General features: G+C 59.1%; 18 protein-coding genes. 12 read left to right on the top strand and 6 right to left on the bottom strand.

What is annotated here, in order from left to right; all coding sequences use genetic code 11:
* Nucleotides 1-49: 49 nt before the first annotated feature.
* Together I6J28_RS03690 and I6J28_RS03685 are read left to right on the top strand one after the other, a co-directional pair.
* On the top strand, nt 50-313 hold the full coding sequence (locus tag I6J28_RS03690) for a hypothetical protein (RefSeq protein ID WP_204610864.1): 264 nt from the start codon (nt 50-52) through the stop codon (nt 311-313).
* Nucleotides 314-345: 32 nt separating this feature from the next.
* Nucleotides 346-1,476: an alpha/beta hydrolase gene (locus I6J28_RS03685; RefSeq protein WP_239228456.1), complete on the top strand. Its 1,131-nt coding sequence runs from the start codon at nt 346-348 to the stop codon at nt 1,474-1,476.
* Nucleotides 1,477-1,661: 185 nt separating this feature from the next.
* Here I6J28_RS03685 and I6J28_RS03680 read toward each other — a convergent pair whose 3' ends face one another.
* The 4 genes from I6J28_RS03680 to dnaK form a co-directional block, all read right to left on the bottom strand.
* Nucleotides 1,662-2,111 (bottom strand): heat shock protein transcriptional repressor HspR, encoded by a 450-nt coding sequence (locus I6J28_RS03680; RefSeq protein WP_204610862.1) that lies wholly within the window; start codon nt 2,109-2,111, stop codon nt 1,662-1,664.
* A 20-nt stretch (nt 2,112-2,131) separates the two neighbouring features.
* Nucleotides 2,132-3,337, bottom strand: coding sequence for a molecular chaperone DnaJ (gene dnaJ / locus I6J28_RS03675; protein ID WP_204610861.1), 1,206 nt, complete (start codon nt 3,335-3,337; stop codon nt 2,132-2,134).
* Between the two features lie 97 nt (nt 3,338-3,434).
* Complete coding sequence (gene grpE, locus I6J28_RS03670; RefSeq protein ID WP_204610860.1) at nt 3,435-4,142, bottom strand: nucleotide exchange factor GrpE; 708 nt, start codon at nt 4,140-4,142, stop codon at nt 3,435-3,437.
* Nucleotides 4,142-5,992, bottom strand: coding sequence for a molecular chaperone DnaK (dnaK, locus tag I6J28_RS03665; RefSeq protein WP_005325523.1), 1,851 nt, complete (start codon nt 5,990-5,992; stop codon nt 4,142-4,144). The genes grpE and dnaK overlap by 1 nt, the downstream gene beginning before the upstream one ends.
* A 453-nt stretch (nt 5,993-6,445) precedes the next feature.
* Here dnaK and I6J28_RS03660 point away from each other — a divergent pair, with 453 nt between their 5' ends.
* The 6 genes from I6J28_RS03660 to I6J28_RS03635 all read left to right on the top strand — a co-directional run bounded on the left by I6J28_RS03660 (nt 6,446) and on the right by I6J28_RS03635 (nt 14,426).
* Nucleotides 6,446-6,622 carry a hypothetical protein gene (locus tag I6J28_RS03660; protein WP_204610859.1) on the top strand — a complete coding sequence of 59 codons (177 nt, stop codon included), beginning with the start codon at nt 6,446-6,448 and terminating at the stop codon, nt 6,620-6,622.
* A 183-nt stretch (nt 6,623-6,805) separates the two neighbouring features.
* Entirely contained in the window at nt 6,806-7,996 is a 1,191-nt protein-coding gene (locus tag I6J28_RS03655) for a sensor histidine kinase (protein ID WP_239454653.1), read from the top strand.
* Nucleotides 7,997-8,086: 90 nt separating this feature from the next.
* Nucleotides 8,087-8,239 carry a hypothetical protein gene (locus tag I6J28_RS03650; RefSeq protein ID WP_204610857.1) on the top strand — a complete coding sequence of 51 codons (153 nt, stop codon included), beginning with the start codon at nt 8,087-8,089 and terminating at the stop codon, nt 8,237-8,239.
* Entirely contained in the window at nt 8,224-8,910 is a 687-nt protein-coding gene (locus I6J28_RS03645; RefSeq protein ID WP_204610855.1) for a response regulator transcription factor, read from the top strand. Before I6J28_RS03650 ends, I6J28_RS03645 begins: the two co-directional genes overlap by 16 nt.
* 579 nt (nt 8,911-9,489) lie before the next feature.
* Nucleotides 9,490-12,933, top strand: coding sequence for a bifunctional proline dehydrogenase/L-glutamate gamma-semialdehyde dehydrogenase (locus I6J28_RS03640; RefSeq protein ID WP_204610853.1), 3,444 nt, complete (start codon nt 9,490-9,492; stop codon nt 12,931-12,933).
* Nucleotides 12,934-13,052: 119 nt separating this feature from the next.
* Nucleotides 13,053-14,426, top strand: coding sequence for an AI-2E family transporter (locus I6J28_RS03635; protein ID WP_204610851.1), 1,374 nt, complete (start codon nt 13,053-13,055; stop codon nt 14,424-14,426).
* Nucleotides 14,427-14,479: 53 nt separating this feature from the next.
* Here the strand turns inward: I6J28_RS03635 and I6J28_RS03630 are convergent, their stop codons facing one another.
* Both I6J28_RS03630 and I6J28_RS03625 read right to left on the bottom strand, forming a co-directional pair.
* Complete coding sequence (locus I6J28_RS03630; RefSeq protein WP_204610849.1) at nt 14,480-15,070, bottom strand: nucleosidase; 591 nt, start codon at nt 15,068-15,070, stop codon at nt 14,480-14,482.
* A 23-nt stretch (nt 15,071-15,093) separates the two neighbouring features.
* A complete protein-coding gene (locus I6J28_RS03625) occupies nt 15,094-16,077 on the bottom strand; it encodes a hypothetical protein (protein ID WP_204610847.1) in 984 nt (327 codons plus the stop codon).
* A gap of 382 nt (nt 16,078-16,459) precedes the next feature.
* Between I6J28_RS03625 and I6J28_RS03620 the strand changes: the two genes are divergently transcribed.
* The 4 genes from I6J28_RS03620 to I6J28_RS03605 all read left to right on the top strand — a co-directional run bounded on the left by I6J28_RS03620 (nt 16,460) and on the right by I6J28_RS03605 (nt 19,759).
* On the top strand, nt 16,460-17,470 hold the full coding sequence (locus I6J28_RS03620) for a hypothetical protein (protein WP_204610845.1): 1,011 nt from the start codon (nt 16,460-16,462) through the stop codon (nt 17,468-17,470).
* Nucleotides 17,471-17,544: 74 nt separating this feature from the next.
* Nucleotides 17,545-18,303: a hypothetical protein gene (locus I6J28_RS03615; RefSeq protein ID WP_204610843.1), complete on the top strand. Its 759-nt coding sequence runs from the start codon at nt 17,545-17,547 to the stop codon at nt 18,301-18,303.
* Nucleotides 18,304-18,409: 106 nt separating this feature from the next.
* Nucleotides 18,410-18,955 (top strand): LppP/LprE family lipoprotein, encoded by a 546-nt coding sequence (locus I6J28_RS03610; RefSeq protein ID WP_204610841.1) that lies wholly within the window; start codon nt 18,410-18,412, stop codon nt 18,953-18,955.
* Between the two features lie 102 nt (nt 18,956-19,057).
* Nucleotides 19,058-19,759 carry an LppP/LprE family lipoprotein gene (locus tag I6J28_RS03605; protein WP_204610839.1) on the top strand — a complete coding sequence of 234 codons (702 nt, stop codon included), beginning with the start codon at nt 19,058-19,060 and terminating at the stop codon, nt 19,757-19,759.
* Nucleotides 19,760-19,929: the final 170 nt, after the last annotated feature.

Raw genomic sequence — 19,929 nt, 5'->3', positions numbered from 1 at the left:
GCGTCTGTACCCCTAGCGCGGCGTTGTGTGGTCCTTCAGGCTTAGGGGCATGAGTTATGTAGAAATTCCCACGCACCTGCCCGATTACGTCCGCTCCCTCATGGCGCGCCCTCCGCTGCCACCGCCGACGGCCACGCTCGATACCGCCTGCCGCACCGCGGCCGCACTAGAGCGAGCCCGTGCCACCTGGTCCAGCGCCGTGGCCGCAACGGAGGACGCCACGGCCGAGCAATTGCGCTCCATTGAGGCCTTCCTCAACACTGCCGCCGGGGTGGATTCCCACCTGGGCCAGGCATTGGGAGATGCGCGATGACCCTATCCGTGGCTTTAAGACATGGCGCCAGTATGTTGCATAGCGAACGCGCTGAACTGCGCTTTCGTTTTATCGATGCACACCAGGATTGGCGTGGCCTATCACTGGGTGGCCCCGCCGGTGACGCCGCCCGCACCAGTTTGGCGGGCTACACCGACTGGCTGGCCCAACCGCTGCACCAGATGGAGCAGGTTGCCACCACCCTTGAGCTCCACGCCAGCCTGCAGGCCCGCCGCGAGGAACTCGAGGACCGCATCATCGCATTTCTAGGACAAGTGGATGAGCGCAATGGCGCCGCGGCCAGCGCCGCTGGACTCTTGTTGAATCAAGTGCGGGCGCTGGGCGATTCCCTCGACTGGCTATGCTCCCAAGAAATCGATGCCCTATGTACGCCTAGCGGGGTGGCCCCACCCGTTCGCTTGGAAGACTTCTCCGATCTTCCAGTGGATACCGTCCACGAGATTAATCTTGCCCACGCCAGCGAGCACGTATCTCAGCTAGCCGCGCAGAACCCAGATATGCGAGTGCTAGAAACTAGCGACGGCCGGCTCGTAGCCATGGTGGACCCCGGCGGCTTCCGGACCACACCGGCATCACTTACCACGTTCGTGGAAGGGGTTCACTCCTCCGATCCAGAAACCTGGCAGCGTGCGGTAGACCGCGGCCGCAATCTTGCTAAGGCCAGCGGCGGTCCCGCGGTCGTGTGGTTGGGCTACCAGGCGCCCTCCTCCCTGCCCCGTGCAGTTCACGCCACTCCCGCGCGAACTGCCAGTCAAGAACTCGCCCGGTTTCAGCGCTCGCTCGGTGCACGCTATCCACAGGCCAAGCGCACCGTAGTGGGATATTCCTATGGTTCAGTAGTCACCGGGCATGCCGCAAAGCAGGAAAGAATTGCTAATGACGTAGTGCTCGTCGGCAGTCCCGGCACCGACGCTGGCCACGCCTCAGAACTGCATGGCCGCATCTGGGCAGCCACAAACGCCAACGACCCCATCGCTATTACGACGGGGCCTCACGCTGGCATCCATGGCCCCGATCCCACCATTGATGCCTTTGGCGCTACTCCCCTTCCCGGTGCGGATGGTCTCCCTGGCGATCATGGCTCCTATTGGGAGGACCCCCAGTTCTTGCGGGGCCTAGGCCAAGTGGCACGCGCGAACTAGTCCGAGGGGTAGGGCCTTTTAGAACAGACCAGCCGGCTGGTCCGAATAGGAGACCAACATATTCTTAGTCTCCTGCTAGTGGCCCAGCATCATCAAGTGGTTCTCACGGCCAAGGCCGAAGAAAACCCCGCAGCCAGCGGGGAAGCTGGCTGCGGGGTTGGGTGTACTCGTCTGCAGAACGAGAGTTAGTCTTGGCCGTATCCACGGCCGCGGGAGCGCTTGCGCTCACGCGCGGTGCGCGGGCTCCACATCACCACGGAGGTGGACCGTGGGACATGAACAAGCTCACCGCTGCGCTGGGAGCGACGGCCGGCGGCCTGCTCGCGCAGGGCCCGAACTTCCTCGGCAAGGGCATCGCGCTCGGCCTCGAGTCGATCGCGTTCCTCGGTCAACTCGATGATGGACTTGATGCCGGCAAGGTTGACGCCATCGTCTTGGGACAGCGCCTGAATCTTGCGCAGCAGCTCGATGTCCCGGTCGGAGTAGCGGCGGCCACCGCCACGAGTGCGGGCAGGGGAAACCAAGCCCATGCGGTCATAGGTGCGCAGGGTTTGGGCATGCATTCCGGAGAGTTCCGCAGCTACGGAGATGACGTAGACCGCGGTGCCGGAATCTTCTGCCTTTCCAGTGCTCATTTTTTAACACACCTCCTGCCTTAAGCATTCTCGGCGCCGGCCCAGCCCGCACGCGGGTTGAAACCGGAGTCCTTTTCCGCCTGAGCATAGGTGCGCAGTGCGCTAGAGGCGGCGGCATCGAGCTTGGTAGGCACGGTAACCTGCACGCTAACCAGTAGATCACCGGAGTTGCCACCGCGCTTGGCGATGCCCCTTCCGCGCACCCGCAGCGTGCGTCCATCCGGCGTGCCAGCGGGGATCTTCACGCGCACCGGGTTATCCAAAGTTGGAACCGCGATGGTATCGCCCAAGGCCAGCTCGGTGAAGGAAACCGGAACGGTGACGTGGAGGTCATCTCCCTCGCGAGTAAAGACCTTATCCGGCTTTACAGTCACCGCTACGAAGAGGTCACCGGCCGGAGTGCCGTTGGGACCTGCTTCGCCTTGTCCGGCGAGGCGTACCTTTTGGCCATCAATAACACCGGCCGGGATGCGAACGGTGATATTGCGGGTGCGGTGAACCGTGCCGGTGCCGTGGCAATCCTTGCACGGATCCGTGATGCGTCGGCCGGTGCCATCGCAGTCCTTACACGGGGCAGAGAAACCGAAGGCGCCGCGGTTTTCCGAGGTAAAACCGGTACCGTTGCAAGTGCCACAGGTAGAGGTCTTGCCGGAAGCGGAGCCCGAGCCGTGGCACGTGGTGCACGGCGCATTGCCGCTGAGCGCTAGGGGAATGGTGGTTCCCTTAGCGGCCTCGCGGAAGTCGAGGGTTATTTCCGTTTCGACGTCGGCCCCCCGCGACGGTTTAGCTGAGTGGCCAGCACTACCGCCGCGGTTGAAAACGCTACCGAAGATATCCCCAACACCGCCGCCTTGAGCCGATCCTCCAGCGGATCCTCCGAAGAGGTCCGAGAGGTCGAATTCTTGCGCACCTTGTCCACCCATGCGCGTGGATCGAAACCCGCCGGGAAATCCGGCGCCTCCCATCCGTCCAAAGCCGCCTCCATTGCGGAGCATGGCCTTGAACTGGTCGTATTCTTTGCGCTCGGTGGCGTCGGAAAGCACGTCGTAGGCTTCCGCAACCTTTTTGAACCTTTCCGCTGCCGCCGGGTCGTCCGGGTGGGTATCGGGGTGATTCTCGCGCGCTAGTTTGCGGTAAGCACGCTTAATCTCGTTCTGGTCTGCGGACGAGGAGACCCCCAGATCCGCATAATAATCTTTGTCTGCCCATTCGGGTTTAGCGCTCACTGGGCATCTCCTCCTTTCAAAGAGAATCGATATAGGTTAAGTAAAAGGGCGCCGCGGGAAGGTCACTAGTCAATTCCCAGGGCGCCCTTTATGTTATTTACTCGGATTCTTCCGAGCTGCCGGACTCATCGCTGGGGTCCGCGATGATGACCATGGCATTGCGTACGAGCCTGTCGCCCACGCGGTAGCCCTTGCGCAGCACGGTGCCAAGCACCTGCTCATCGCCGGAGGACAAGTCCTGCACGGCTTCGTGGACCTCAGGGTCGAAGGCATCGCCTTCCTCACCGAAGGCAGCAAGGTCGTGCTTTTCCAGCGTGCTGTGGAGCTTATCCGCAAACGCCTTGAGCGGGCCTTCCAAGTCGCCGTGTTCACGAGCCAGTTCCAGGTCATCAAGGACAGGCAGCATATCTGCGATGACCTTGGCCTTGGCGGTCTCGATTACGACCTGGCGGTCGCGCTCGGTGCGGCGGCGGTAGTTGGTGTATTCCGCATTCAGACGCTGCAGGTCTTCTGTGCGTTCTGCCAACTGTGCTTCCACATCGCTGGCGCCGGTGCCTGCGGGCTCTTCGCCCGCTGCTTCGGCTTCTACCTCATCAGCGTTGACATCTGCCAGCGCTTCTTCGAGGTCAGCATCGAGGGTGGGATCCAGCTCGGCTTCTTCGGAGGCGTCAGCCTGCGCTTCCTGCGCAGCCTGGGCCTCCTCGGCCTGCTCGGCAGCAGCCTCAGCGCGGTCAGCCGAGGTAGCCTCCGGATCCGTGTTTTCCGGGTCGCCTGGGTTGTGCGGCATTCCGCTGTCCTGAGTCATTACTTATTGCCATCCTTGTTCTCGTCCTCGTCAACGACCTCAGCGTCGACGACGTTCGGGTCACCCTGCGCAGCACCAGCATCGGCAGCGCCCTCAGCGCCGGCCTCAGCAGCCTGCGCCTCGTAGATCTGCTTGCCCATCTCCTGGGATTCGGTGGACAACTTCTCCACTGCGGACTTGATGGCCTCGAGGTCATCGCCCTTCAGAGCCTCATCAACGGCGTCAGCAGCCTCGGTGACCTTGGTCTTAACGTCCTCGGATACCTTGTCAGCGTTGTCATCCAAGAACTTGCGGGTCTGGTAGGAGGTGGACTCTGCGTTATTGCGCAGCTCCTGCTCCTCGCGGCGCTTCTTGTCCTCTTCAGCGTGCTGCTCAGCATCCTTGACCATGCGGTCGATCTCTTCCTGGGACAGGCCGGAACCATCCTGAATCTTGATGGTGTTTTCCTTGCCGGTGCCCTTGTCCTTTGCGGTCACGTGGACGATGCCATTGGCATCGATATCGAAGGTGACCTCAATCTGCGGAACACCGCGCGGTGCCGGAGCAATTCCGCCGAGCTCGAAGGAGCCGAGCAGCTTGTTGGCGGTAGCCATCTCGCGCTCGCCCTGGAAGACCTGAATCTGTACGGAAGGCTGGTTGTCTTCCGCGGTGGTGAAGGTCTCGGACTTCTTGGTCGGGATGGTGGTGTTGCGCTCGATGAGCTTGGTCATCACGCCACCCTTGGTCTCAATGCCGAGGGACAGCGGGGTGACGTCGAGAAGCAGCACGTCCTTAACCTCACCGCGCAGCACGCCTGCCTGCAGGGCAGCGCCGACTGCAACAACCTCGTCCGGGTTAACGCCCTTGTTGGCATCCTTGCCGGTCAGTTCCTTAACCAGGTCAGATACGGCTGGCATACGGGTGGAACCGCCAACGAGAACAACGTGGTCGATATCGCCGACGGAAAGGTCAGCGTCCTTAATGACCTGGTTGAACGGAGCCTTGGTGCGGTCCAGCAGATCCTGGGTGATCTTCTGGAACTCGGTGCGGGTCAGGGTCTCATCCAAGAACAGCGGGTTCTTGTCGGAGTCAACGGTGATGTACGGCAGGTTGATGTTGGCCTGCTGGGAGGAGGACAGCTCAATCTTGGCCTTCTCTGCAGCCTCGCGCAGACGCTGCACGGCGCGCTTATCCTTGGTCAGGTCAACGCCCTGGGAGGTCTTGAAGCGGTCTACCAGCCAGTCGACGATGCGCTGATCCCAGTCATCGCCACCCAGCTCGTTATCGCCGGCGGTGGCCATAACCTCAACGACGCCATCGCCGATTTCCAGCAAGGAGACGTCGAAGGTGCCGCCACCCAGGTCGAATACCAGGATGGTCTGCTCCTGCTCGCCCTTTTCCAGGCCATAAGCCAAAGCAGCTGCGGTTGGCTCGTTAACGATACGGAGCACGTTCAGGCCTGCAATCTGGCCAGCTTCCTTGGTGGCCTGACGCTGTGCGTCCTCGAAGTATGCAGGAACGGTAATAACGGCGTCAGTAACATCCTCGCCGAGGTAAGCTTCTGCGTCGCGCTTCAGCTTCATCAGCGTGCGAGCGGAAATCTCCTGGGAGGTGTAATCCTTATCATCAATGTTGATCTTCCAGTCGGTGCCGATGTGGCGCTTGACGGAGCGAATGGTGCGGTCAACATTGGTTACCGCCTGGTTCTTAGCGGACTGACCGACTAGGATTTCGCCGTTCTTTGCAAAAGCAACGACGGAAGGCGTGGTGCGAGAGCCCTCGGAGTTAGCGATAACGGTGGACTCGCCACCTTCCAGTACGGAAACGACGGAGTTCGTCGTACCAAGGTCAATACCTACTGCGCGTCCCATGATTTCTTCTCCTTTTATCTTGGGGTAATTAATAAAGTTGACTGTCAGTGACTCAACTTCTCGTTGCGTCCGAGCGCTACTGTAACAGAACTTCTACGTCCGGTCACACAACCTTGAGCCTGTGTCACTCAATCTCTACAACGAGTAACCTACAAAAGTTATTCCCCGCGACTCAACTTTTCTTGTAAACCTCGCCTTTATGCAGCTCAGAGCCGCTCTTGCCGACGCCCACCCCCTACCCTCCGCACAATCACCCCCTTCACCCAACACTGCCCCATACCCAAACGGGGATCCTTAAATAACCCTAAGAGGATCCAAAAGTCACCTCAGAAAGGATCCAAAAGAGGATTGGCAGTCCGCCCCCGCTACCGCATACTAGGAATCACAGCAGTTAAGAGCTGCTACCCCAGAGAGAGATTGTAGTTTTACTCCGCCGATCCGAAAGGAATGTATATGTTCGATACCCTCGCAGACCTCAGCTCCGCCATCGACTGGGAAGCACTCGTTAAGGGCATCAAGGGCCTCATCGACGCTTCCTCCGAGTCCAACACCGACTCCGAGGGCCTGTCCTCCGTATTCGAGGGCCTGTCCTCCAAGGATGACGCAGAGGCTGCTGCAGAAGCTAAGTAATTAGCTTTCTGTACTCCTTCATGAAGACCAGCTAAACCCCCTCACCTTCTTCCTCCGCTCGGAACCCACCACAAGGAACCGCGCACGAAGGTGCGGGGGTTTCGCTGTTTTCAATCGCTGTTTCACGTTCGCTGTACTTACACTAGGGAGATAAAACCCATTGAGCCTTAGCATCCAGGAAGCGTGGACCGCACCGTGTCGAAACCTTCACAGCCGCCCCTTCACCAACGCATCCGCGCGGCCATGACCCTGCAGCGAACAGCCGCTTTAACTGCGGTGATCTGCGTGGCGCTGACATTACTTGGCGCATTCTTCACGCCCACTGAGTATCAGTTGATTGCCGCGGTCGTCGGTCTTGCTCTGAGTACAATCACCGTTTTCGCCTTTCGACTGCCGCTCGCTATGGCGGCACTTTTCGTATTGGTATGGCTCGGGGCAACCATAACGGCAGAAGCGCCTTACCTAACCTGCGTCTTCCTTACCCCTGTCTTCCTGGCAGTGGTGGCTTTTCACGAAAGACATGCTCAAACTCTCGGTGTTGGTTTGATCCTGTGGATCGTAGGCCAATTCGATCCAGAGGCCGGTAGTTTAGTTTTTAACCCCGCCTCGGCCTTTACTTGGGCCATGTTTATCGGAGTCGGCGCAGTGATTGGCGCTACTCTCGCACACTCCGCTCGACGCTACAAAAATGCAATGGTGGAATGGAACGACGACGTGAAGCGCCGCCAATCCGACCTCGCAGAAACCTTGCACAATTCGGTTGTTTCTAACCTCACGGTAAATACCATGCAGCTAGAGGCCCTGAGCCTCGAATATTCCAAACAGCCAGAGCTAGCGAAGAAACTCGATGAGCTCAGCGATTCCATGCGTTCTTCCATGTCGGAAGTACGGGCACTAACCAAGGTCCTGCGAAATAATATCGATGGGATTAACGACGGCATGAGTTTTGGTACAACCACAAAGCCAACGAGCTTTGCCCAGCTCATTTCGGAAGAAGAAGAACGCCTTTCCCGCCTCAATCGATCACCCGTTGTTGAGGTCACAGGGGAAGAGTTTGCACCGGAATTCCCGCAAGCCATTCTCGATTCCATTGCAGCCATCACCACAGAAGCCTGCCTAAACGCGGTGAAGTATTCTCCACCGGGGGCAGAGATTGTAATTTCCGTTCAACCCCATATGGGCTGGACGGTCATTACCATCACTAACCCCGTAGCTAAACCAACAAGCAAGAACATTGAAATGTCCTCGGGTATAGGCATGTCCTCCATGAACCGGATTGCAGCCACGATTGACGCACGATTAGACACAGAGTTGGAATCAGGGAAATGGGAATTGATCTTATCTCTGCCGCCCAGTGCCCATAAGCGGCGTTAGTTCCACCACGATGTATAGCAAAGGCTTAATTCATACACTAAGCTTTCGTTTGTTTCTGCCTATTCAAACTTTCACAAAAGGAGCGCCTTAATGCAGGCCGCACTCGCAAGTCTTCTCACTCCACTCATACTGTCCTCCTCCCTCTTGGGTGGCCTTACCCCGGGCGATCTCCCAGCCACCACCGAATACAAGTCTGCAGTCGAGCTCGCTTTCGGTTGCCCCTCCCCATGGTGCGTGAAGTAAAAACATCCCTCTTGGTCGTCGATGACGACCCACTTGTCCTTGAAGCCTTGGGGCGCTACTTCGCCTCGGCTGAGGACATGAAGGTGCGCGCCACCGCAGAAAATGGCAAGGTCGCCCTCGAGCTTTTGCAAGAGCAGGACTTTGACGTCATTGTCGCGGACATCCATATGCCCGAGATGGATGGCACTACCCTCTTGCGTGAGGTCAACAAGCTGGAAGACCCGCCGGTCTTTGTTGCAATGACCGCGATGGACAATGACGAGACCCTCAAAGAGGTCATGTCCAATAAAGCTGCGGCCTATATTTTGAAAAGCTCCAAGCCGGTCTACATTTTGGATACCGTGCGCGAGGCCGTGCGCGGCGGCACGGTTGTCACCCCGCAGTCGCTTACCCGCTTGTTTGAGCAGCTTCCTAATTGGAACGCTGAGGGAGCAGGCGCCAATGCGGCAGCCGCAACCGCGAAGATCAAGGACAATCACCACATCTCCCCTGCGCTAGAGCAGGTCCTGGACTTGGTCTGCCAAGGAAAGTCCAACGAAGAGATTGCCAAGAGCACGCATTATGCACCGGGCACGGTGAAGAAGTATGTGTCCACCCTGCTCAGTGAATTCCACGCCAAGTCCCGCCTCGAGCTAGCAGTGAAGGCGCTCAAGGCCGGCTACGGCTCTTAGACCCCGATTGTTGGACAATCCGGGGGTAGACTACCCCCGGATGAGTCAATACCCCCTCTAAACCCCACATGCTGGGGTTTATTTTTTGTTTTTCTACCCCCGCTTACCGTTTTCGAAAGGAGACTAGCATCACGTTTACCGCTTTCCTATAATTGCGGCAACACAAAAGTTCATAGTATTCCCCAGGCAACAATTGGAACCTGAACCTGCAGGGTTGCCGCACGTCAGAGCGCTATAGCGCTCGTGTTTTCCTCTAGCCACACACAGTCACGTCATAGAAAGCAGGTGAGTGTTGAACACCAACCTGGCGCGCGTTCGTCGCAGCAGCGATAGGCCTCCCGTCCGCACTCGGCCCGCATAATGGCCCGCTGAACATCGCACTTCACATCGAATCCCTGCGACCCTCACATTGCGTCGCGCGCACCCGCGTGTTCGCTCCTCACCCGACTGCCCCCTGCAGCACCCCATAGCTCACCGCTTACGTCCCAGCCGCCCGTATCGCCCGGCAGCCCACTGTCCGGCACGAATACTTCTTGCGGCTTCGGGGATGTGACCCGTTTGAAGAAGAGGTAGAACCATATGACTTCTCCTGCCAATACCCGCATGCCCATCTCTGATGATGTGGAAGCAGTCTTGCCCGCAGCTATCAGCCGCGCACACGACTGGTTGAAGTCCACTGCGGACGAAGAAGATAAGGCCACCGAACAGCTCGCGGACCTGCTGCGCGATGAGGACGGCGTGAAGTTCACCATGGACTTCGTCGACCGCGTCATGCGTCCAGAAGATGACAAGGTTGCCGCGCACGCGCTGAAGGATATTTCTTCCCACTATGACCCGTCGTTCCTGGGCAGCATCAATGGTGCGCTCGTTGGCGCCGGCGGTTTCTTCGGCCCCATCCTGCCGAACCTGGTCATGCCGATAGCCCGCCTGTACATGCGCAAGATGGTTGGCCACCTCGTTCTGGACGCCGAGTCTGATGCCCTCAACAAGATCCTGGACAAGGCCGCCGAATCCGGTGAGCAGCTTAACCTCAACCTGCTGGGTGAGGCCGTACTTGGTGAGGAAGAGGCGAAGTCCCGCGCGGAGCGTACCCTCAAGCTCATCCAAAACCCCCGCGTGACCTACGTATCGGTTAAGGCTTCTTCCATGGTGGCCCAACTCAACCCTTGGGATATCGATGGCTCGGTAGAGCGCCTTAAGGAGCGCCTGCGTCCGCTGTACCAGGCTGCAGCAGACCGTACCGAAAAGGTCTTTATCAACATGGACATGGAGGAGTACCACGATCTCCACCTGACCATCCGCCTGTTCAAGGAGCTGCTCAGTGAGCCGGAATTCCTCACCCTGGATGCCGGCATCGTGCTGCAGGCTTACCTGCCAGATACCTTCGATGCGCTCAAGGATGTCGCCGATTTTGCCAAGGAGCGCGTGGCTAAGGGCGGCGGCAAGGTCAAGGTGCGCATTGTAAAGGGCGCGAACCTGTCCATGGAAAGCGTGCAGGGCGAGGTTCACGATTGGCCGCTGGCTACCTACACCAACAAGCTCGACGTGGACGCAAACTACTACCGCCTATTGGATTTCATCCTGCGCGACGAGTACGCCGATAGCGTCCGCATCGGTGTAGCAACCCACAACCTCTACACCGCGGCAATGGCCTATGAACTCGGCAAGAAGCGCGGCGTGCTGCACATGATGGATTCGGAGATGCTGCAGGGCATGTCCCCAGCGCAGCAGGCAGCGGTGCGCAAGGTCTTTGACGGCCGCCAAATCCTCTACACCCCGGTTGTCCACGCAGAAGACTTCGACGTCGCCGTGTCCTACCTGGTACGCCGCTTGGAGGAGAACTCCGCGCCGCAGAACTTCCTCTACGCCCTCTTCGCCCCGGGCGAGGAGCCGTTGGCGGACCAGGAAGAGACGTTCCGTCGGGCCGTCGCCAAGCGCTGGGAGACCTTCGCTGGTGCCCGTCGCACCCAGAACCGCCTTGAGGAGGACGGCCGCCAGGCACCGCGCACCGGCCGCTTTACCAACGAGGCCGATACTGACCCAGCTCTCGCCCCGAACCGCCAGTGGGCGCAGGAAGCGCTCAAGAGCAACCCGGGCGAGCACGGTATCGCAGAGGTCACCGACCCAGCCGCGGTAGAAAGCCACATCGCCCGCGCCAAGGAGCTCGGCACCGAGTGGGGCAAGCGCCCTGCCGCCGAGCGCGCCGCCGCACTGGAGGCCGTGGCAGATCAGATTGCGTCCCAGCGCGGCAAGTTCATCTCCGTGGCTGCGTATGAGGCTAATAAGACTGTTACCCAGACCGACCCTGAGGTTTCTGAGGCGATTGACTTCTGCACCTACTACGGCCAGTCCGCGCGCCTGCTGGAAGAGTCCTACTCCGAGTTCACCCCGCACACCGTCACCGTGGTAACCCCACCGTGGAACTTCCCCATTGCCATCCCCACCGGCGGCATTGCGGCATCTTTGGCGGCGGGCTCGGCGGTCATCGTCAAGCCTGCACCGCAGGTGGTTCACTGCGGCAAGCTCGTGGTGGAGTCCTTCCGCACCGCCCTCGAGGCACAGGGCTTGGATCCGGATCTGGTGCAGCTGGTGCTGACTGATGAAGCCGAGGCCGGAAAGGCCCTGCTCTCCCACGATGACGTGAACAATGTCATCCTCACCGGCGCCTCCGATACCGGCGCGCTCTTCCGTTCTTGGAAGCCGAAGATGAACATTATGGCGGAGACTTCCGGCAAGAATGCGCTCATCATTACCCCAGCCGCAGACCCGGATCTGGCCATCGATGATCTCTACAACTCTGCCTTTGGCCACTCCGGTCAGAAGTGCTCGGCGGCCTCCCTGGTTATCTTCGTCGGCGCGGCTGGCAAGTCCGAGCGCCTGCGCACCCAGCTGCTTGATGCCGTCAAGACCCTTAAGCCAGGCCCGGGCTTCGATATCACCACCACCATGAATGGCCTTGCGGAAGAGCCGAGCGAGAAGCTACTGCGCGGTTTGACCCAGCTCGAGCCGGGTGAGAAGTGGCTGCTCAAGCCGAAAAAGCTCAACCAGGAAGGGACCCTGTGGTCCCCGGGCATTCGCGATAATGTGCAGCCGGGTTCCTGGTACCACAAGAATGAGTGCTTCGGCCCCATCCTCGGCATCATGTACGCCGATACCTTGGAGGAGGCTATTGCCTGGCAAAACGCCACCGGCTATGGCTTGACTGGCGGCATTCACTCGCTTGACGACGCCGAGATTGAGTACTGGATCGACAACGTTGAGGTGGGCAATGCCTACGTCAACCGCGGCATCACCGGCGCGATTGTCCAGCGCCAGTCCTTCGGCGGGTGGAAGAAGTCCGTCATGGGACCGGGCGCCAAGGCTGGCGGCCCGAACTACGTGGCGCAAATGGGTGAGTGGGCCGATGGCGAGCTCAAGCCGCGCAACGTGGATATCGCCCCAGCCAGCCTCGCCGCGCTGCACCGCCTGCGCGATAACCTCTCTGGCAGGCTCACCGAGGACGACATCACCTGGCTGTGGCGCGCCGCTGAACTGGACCAGGTGGCGTGGCAGGAAGAGTTTGGCCGCAACCACGACCGCACCGGTTTGGTTTCTGAGGCCAATATCTTCCGCTACCGTCCACTGCTGACCAAGCTGCGCGTGCGCGTGGGCGAAGGCTACGAACTGCGCGAGGTTGCTCGTCAGGTGCTGGCCGCCGCCATCACCGGTACTGCAACGGAGATTTCCGCTACCCCGGAGGTTGCCACCCAGCTGCAGGACCTCGGCTTCGACGTCAAGGCCATCACCGACGAGGCTTTTGCTACCGACGTGGCCAATGACGCCTCCTCCCGCGTGCGCGCTCTGGGCACCGTGCCGGATTCCACCTACGAGGCCGCGGTGCGCTCCAACTCCGTGGTGCTGGACCAGCCTGTGCTTGCCGACGGCCGCCGTGAGCTCATGCCTTACCTGCTTGAGCAGGCAGTTTCGGTTACCATGCACCGCTTCGGCATTATCCGCAACGTAGGTAACCTGCGTGACGAGTAATCCCCGGCCGCGTCAGCAGACGCGTTAAAGGTACTGAAGGGAGGTAGCGCCCCGCCCGTGGGCCGCTACCTCCTTTTTCGTATATGCGCTGCGAGTTTTGTGTGGCATAGTGGTAGACAATGTCTACGTCACATAATTCGTCTTCCCGCGACGAGGCCAAGCGCCCGTCTGCGCAGGAAAAAGGTAACGCAACACAAATCCAAAAGCCGGGCGAGGAAGATTCGCATACCCTCGTCGCTTATGATGACGCGCACCTTGGTGCAGAGGCTGCCAGCGAGCACCCTGCCGAGCGCGACGATAAATCCGCCGTCCTGGCCAAGGACTTCCGCACCATGGCCAAGGTCTCGGTGGTCTTTATCCTTATCGTCGCCGGCCTAGCGCTGGCCGGCTACCTGCTCAAGTTCATTTGGGTAGGCCTGCTGCCGGTCTTGCTCGCCATCCTCGTTTCCACGGTGCTCTACCCCATCAGCGCGTGGCTGCGCAGTAAGGGATTTCCGCGCTCGCTCGCGGCGGTGAGCACGCTGCTCGGCCTCATCATTGTCTTCTGCGGCGTCTTTGCCGCCATGGCGCCAGTAGTCACTAGTCAGAGCCAAACGCTCATTAATCAGGCTGAAGACGGCATCAACCAGCTGACGGAGATGGTGGAAAAGTCCCCCATCGATATCCAAAGTGACCAGCTACAGTCCGTGCTCCAGGACGTGGTCAAGTTTGCCAAGGGCCAAGCCTCCACTATCGCCACCGGCGTTATCTCTGGTTTCTCGATGGCCAGCTCCATCGTCGTGGCCGCGCTGATCATGCTCTTTGTCACCTTCTTCATCATTAAAGACGGCGACAAATTCCTGCCGTGGCTGCGCAAGTACACCGGCAACTCCACCGGCTGGCACGTTACCGAGCTCGGCGCGCGCATCTGGAAGACCTTGTCGGGCTTCATTCAAGCGCAGGCCGCCGTGGCCATGGTGGACGCTATCCTCATTGGCCTTGGCCTGTGGGTTCTGCAAGTTCCGCTTGCGCTCGTCATCGCTGTGGTGACGTTCTTCGCCAGCTTCATCCCGATCATCGGTGCGGTCACCGCTGGCGCCCTCGCCGTCATCATCGCGCTGGTCTCCAATGGCCTGACCAACGCGCTGCTGGCGCTCGCACTTATCATCATCGTCCAGCAGGTGGAAGGCAATGTCCTCCAGCCGATGCTGCAGTCCAAGGCCATGGGCCTGCACGCGGCCGTTGTCCTGCTCTCCGTCACCGTCGGCTCTACCCTGGCCGGCATCGTCGGCGCCTTCCTCGCCGTCCCCGTGGCCGCAACCATCGCTGTTGTTGTGCGCTACCACGCCGAGATGGCCGCGCTGCGCTCCGGCGAAGTCGAGCCCTCCGATATAGACATCATCACCGGCTCCAAGGACGACCCTGAAGACTTCAGCGACGTCGCCTACGAACACCCCAAGACCCCACGCGACAAGGTAGAGCAGCTCTACCAGTCCATGAGCCCGCTGAGCTAAGACTCAGCCACCACTAGCAGCGCGCCGGCCCTCCGCCGGCGCGCTTTTAGTTTTTAGCGCAGAAAGCCTAGGTCCGTAGCTGCCGAGGCGAGCTGGCGCGCACCGCGGTCAAGGACGTTGGCCCAGGTGCCCTTGGACTCCTCATTGGCGGAATCGGACACCTGCTTAAGCAGGGTGCAGGGCACGTCGAAGCGCTGGCATACGGCGGCGATGGAATAGCCTTCCATGTCGCACAGCTGCGATTTCTTGGCTAGCTCGGTGCGCAGGGCGGTATCGGAGACAAACATGTCGCCCGTGGCCAGTCCGCGCACCGGCAGGCGGCCGGAGGTCTCGAGCTCGATGGCCTCTGGCAGCAGATAGCGATTGATATCGGTAAGCACTTCGAGCTTGAAGTCATACTTGGTGACCTTATTGACTTCGAAGACGCCAGCCATGCCGTCGACAAGCGCGCCGGCAGTACCGATATTGACGACGCGGTCGGGGAGGGCGCCGTTAGCGCGGGCGTCGGCAAGAGCTTCCGTCAGCGCAATGGCCGCCGGAACCGTACCGATTCCGGTGATGAGCAGGGGTTCGCCTTCCGGAATGTGGGCGGCTTCCGCGTCCACAGCGGCGACGAAAAGGGTGCGTCCGTTGAGATTCTCCATGCCTGCGAGAATACCTGCCCGCCCTAGTCAAAGTTCAATGTGCGGTTCTTCTGGCGCAGGCGAATCGTAATATTTTTCTGGCCGGCGCCGAGGGCAATGATTTTCCCGCTGAGCACCCGGGCGACGGCCAGGTCCTCTTCCGTCGGTGCTTCGGCCGCGACCCGCGCCGTAGGCAGCCATGCATCGTGCGGGTCTGGCGCGCCGAGGTGAATGAGCCGTTCGCGCTCCACGTCGATCCAATAGCCCTCCGTGGCCATGAAGCGATCGTGGCTCCCCTCGAAGGAATCGCGGCGCCACCCGCCCTCGGCCACGCGGAAGACAAAGGGGCAGTAGCCAAAGCGCGAAGGCACGATATAGCGCGTCTGGGGGCTGACGCGCCAATGGCCGCGCGCGGAACTCCAGACTTGACGGTAGGTATCGGCCAAGCTCATGCCCAGACGCAGGCGCTGCTGCCTGTCTTCGTCCAACCCGGCACCATCTACCTGGGTGTTTAGCTCCCCTAGCCGCGTGGCATCGGCCACGTACATGCCCAGCCACGCTTCCTCCGGAGTGGTGTACGGGCCGGTGATATCACGGTGGAAGGAATCCGGCACGGCTCTTTCCGCATCCTGGGGCAGGCGCTGGCGGGCGGCAAAGGCCCACAGGCGCGGATGCCCCATGCGATACAACATCACCGTCGCCCGCGGCAGGCGGTCGTGCACCTGCTGCCGCGTCAGATAATCACCCGCGCTGATGCGCCGCAGCAGCTGCTTAGCGACGTCCCCCTCTACCTGCTGCTCCACACCCGGCGCGACCTCCATCTCCGGCAGCTGGCTCAGCAGCATCAAATCGATGATGTCTCCCAAATCAAAAACCTTGCTCAATTCCGTCTGCGCCTCTGAGCCAAAAGCCTCGATTGCGTGATATCCCAGCGCACCGCCCAAGCGGCGGATGAGATCCGGAGACACGCTCACCCGGTTTCGTGTCGCGTGCAATTCCGCGGCGTTGAGATTGCGGTCCAGGCCCACGAGGGCTCCTTCCTCCCCCTCATCGGGGATTTAATTCTTGGTCATGCTTGGGATTAAGCCGGACATTGGTCTTTGCGTTGTAGGAGGCCGACCTTTCCTGTGCGCCTTCTGAATGTTTCTTGGCAACGTGATGAGGGCGTTTTCCAGACGGCAAAGCCACTATGGTGCCCTCCGTAGCTTATACAGATCCGTGCAGCAATGTTTCCCTTAAGCCTTACGCGTTACATTTTTCTCCTTTTACATACATTGAAACTACCCCTTCAGGGCATCATTCAGAAGAATTCATGCAATCCGTGTGTCTATAGTATGACGCGGATTGATTCTCAGCTTTCCGCTCTCTTTCGCATTCGTTTCCCACTCTGCGTGCATTGGAGTCCAAACCTTGACTAATAACAACGCTTGGGGTCAACCGGAGCCCTCCTCCCCAGACTCCGGCTCCTCGGGCAGCGCCCAAACCTGGGGTGCGCCCTCCCCCGCATCCCCTACGCAGGAACCAGATCCCAAATCCACTGGCAAGGGCAAACGCCTAGCCATAATTGTGGTAGCCGTCTTGGCGGCACTCGCTCTTGTAGGCGCTGGTGCATGGGCGCTGCTAAATAATCACGATTCCACAGACGACCCAGGCTCCACTCTTTCAGCCCCAGCTTCTACGCCTTCAGGTTCAGCGGCCTCCAAAGAGGCTTCTTCAACCGAGTCCGAAGAAGTTACAGAAGAGAAGTCCGAAGGCAAGGACAAGAACGCTGCCGCAGCGGATGCTCCTACCAAATACGAAAAGTGCAATGACTTCGCAGATGAAAAGCTCAGCTCGTTGACTAGACCAGTTAAGCAGTATTGCGATGACTCATGGCTTTTTGCCGGTGAAGACGGGACTTCAAACTTAACGTTGTTCTATTGGACTGACAATGCGTGGCACAAATACAAAACGGATGGAACAGCTTGGCCCTCTGATATCGGATGCTATGACCAAGACAAGCTTGAAGAAGCAGGAGCACCGCTTCCCCTCCTTGACAAGGTCGCACTTTGCACCGATGAAGGCGACACTTCAACAGAAGCCGAAGACACCGAAGAAGACCCCGCAGCAGACGAGTTTGCGTGGGCCGGCGACTGGAACGGCAAATGCGATGGTCGCTATATCCTCATCGTTGAATCCGCACTGATCGATGGGCCAGAACCATATACTGAGACCTCTCGCGTCCAGGATAAATACCCCGGTTCCAAGATCCTTCGCGGCGGGGCCTGCAGCTCTCTACGTGAAACGGTAGACGGCAAATCCGTCTACGCCATTTACTATGACGCCGGTTATAGCGTGGACAAGGTCTGTTCCCTTAAGGCCCAGTATGGCGGCAATGCTCGTTCCCTAAACGATAAAGGAGACTTCTCCGATCCCTGTTAATCCCCCTATACCCCTCCCCTATCACTCTCCTTCCGGCATTTTCACGGCCTATTTACACCAGAAAGGACCCTGCCGTGGCTCACTACAATCTCTACAACTCCCTCTCCCTGGATCCTTCCGCTGAGTCTTCCCAGCTAGTCGCCGATGTCGAGGCCAAGCTAGCTCAGTTAAGTCCGGAAAACGCAGCAGCTCGAGACGAGCTCACCACTGCTCGTGAGATTTTCTCGGCTGAAAGTCGCCGCTCGCAATATGACAAAGAGCTGGCAGACCCGACCGGTCCAGAGGTAGATATCGCACGCATTCGCCAAATTGCAGCTTCCCCTGCTGGAACAGCTACAGGCATATCTACTCCCACGCATGAGGCCCCATCCCCTGAAGCCAATAGCGCATACACCCCTGCCCCCGGATATACCGCTGCACGTACGTCACAACACGGTTGGCCTACTCAAACCACTTCCCAGACCCCGGCTCCATCCAATAGCACCGGCTTCAGCAGCTCTAAAAAGCAGTTCACTGTTGACTTCAGCAATATGTCATTCCCGGTTGAACCTGCCCGCCAACGCTGCCAGTCCATAATGTGGTGCGTGGTGTGGGGAATCCTACTGTTGATGTGGCTCATCGCCGGTATCCGCGGGCTCTCCTTAGCCGGCACAGCCAACGATGCCACCGCAATGAGCCTGATTATGGGCTCTTCCGATCTCGAAGCAAAGACCGCAAACTTCACCGCCTCAATGATCAAGACTGTTATCGCTACCCCGCTTCTGCTTGTCCTGGCAGAGTTCATTTGGTCTATCCGCAAAACCCTCGGTCTAAAGGGCGCCAATAATGCATAGACTTCGCTTCACGGCAGGCATTGTGTTAGCGGGCTTAGTCGTGACCGCCTGCACTGAGAATTCCACGGACACCACAGGCCAAGAGCCTACGATTGAGACAGCGACTATGTCCGCTACAGAAGAAAACAGCGATGCCAAGCCGGAAGAATCGCCCACTGACTCTGCTGCGACGGAAGAAGAAACTACTCGGCCGGTGCCTCCGAACGTCGTGATGGATGACGAGCAGCCGAGTCCAGAAGCCGACACCACTTCGTCGTGTGGCGCAGCTGATGCCCAAACAGCATTCACCGAGGGAGTATCCCAAGTCGCTCCGTGGGGCACCATCGGATGGGAGCTCTTTGATTCCTCCGGCTATGACCCCTGCGCATCCCTATCGTGGGAAACCCTGATGATTGAGGGAGGAACTAGTTCTTCTCCTTTCCACATCATGCTGTTTAATCACGGCGAATACTTAGGCACCGCAACGGCAAAGCCCTATGGATTCGCCCCCACTATTGAGCGTGTGAGTGATTCCGAGATCGCGGTAACCTACCACTGGCCGCGCGAAGGTGAAGGCAATGCCAACCGCTCAGGCACAACCGACGCAGGCTTCCGGTGGGATGAAGGACAGCAAAAGGTCATCATGTCCGGCGACGTACCGCCAACGGGATAAGAAGTCTAGGATCGTCATTTCGGCTTGTCTTGGCCAGCGCTGTTGCTATTGTCGGGTTTGACTCGGCTTCCTGCTAATAGTCCCGCGAAAGGAAACTCGACCATGCTCAACAGCCTCGACCATTTCTTGCTTCAACTGCGTTCCGCAGCAGCAGTGGCTAGCGCCGGTGTTCTCTGCTTTTCCTTAACAGCCTGTGGAAGTGATTCTGCGGATCCAGAAGATTCGCCTTCTTTCTCTGCTGCAAAGGAAAGCGCTTCCGAAGCGGATCAAGCTACCTCTTCCGCCGACGGAAATACTGAAGAAAAGCCCGCGCGAAAGACCACTACCGTAGTCGAAACTCCTCCAGAGAAGAAGCAGGACGAGAGTGCACCTAGCCGGGGTCAAGGCAATGGTGGCTCTTCTGAATGCAGCTCTGACAATGACGAGAGTGCCTATGAAAAGGCAATCGCTCAGGTCGAACCATATCCAGGACTTGATAGGCCGTGGAGGCCTTTTGACTCCAATTTTGACCCGTGCGCAGATCTTTCGTGGATAACCGTCACGCTTGAAGGAGCGACCGCTTCCTCGCCATATCACATCCTGCTTTTCCACAATGGCGAATACCTAGGAACGGCCACTGCAAAGGCATACGGGTTTTCGCCAAAGGTCAGCCGAGTGGATGATTCCGAGATTGCAGTTACCTACCGCTGGCCAAAGGAGGGTGAGGGCAACGCTGAAGCATCGGGGACAACACAAGCCGGCTTCCGCTGGGATGAAGGTGCGCAAAAGGTAGTCATGTCCGGCGACGTTCCGCCTATGCAATAGTTCGATGTAAAACAAGCACGTTTCGCTAAAACTTCACCAGTTAGGCGGCGAAACGTGCTTGTTTTGTTTGCGGAGGCGGCCGCGGTGCGGCGGAGCGGTGCTTCGAGGGGAGCACGGAAGCCAAGAAATGGCCGCGTTCTAGGCTTTCGCGGGGAGCTAGGGGCGGTTAT

Origin of the sequence: Corynebacterium tuberculostearicum, assembly GCF_016894265.1 — a bacterium.
In the GTDB taxonomy this organism is placed as follows: domain Bacteria; phylum Actinomycetota; class Actinomycetes; order Mycobacteriales; family Mycobacteriaceae; genus Corynebacterium; species Corynebacterium tuberculostearicum_D.
The sequence above is the reverse complement of the archived record's forward strand: the minus strand, read 5'-3'. Positions and strand labels throughout refer to the sequence as shown.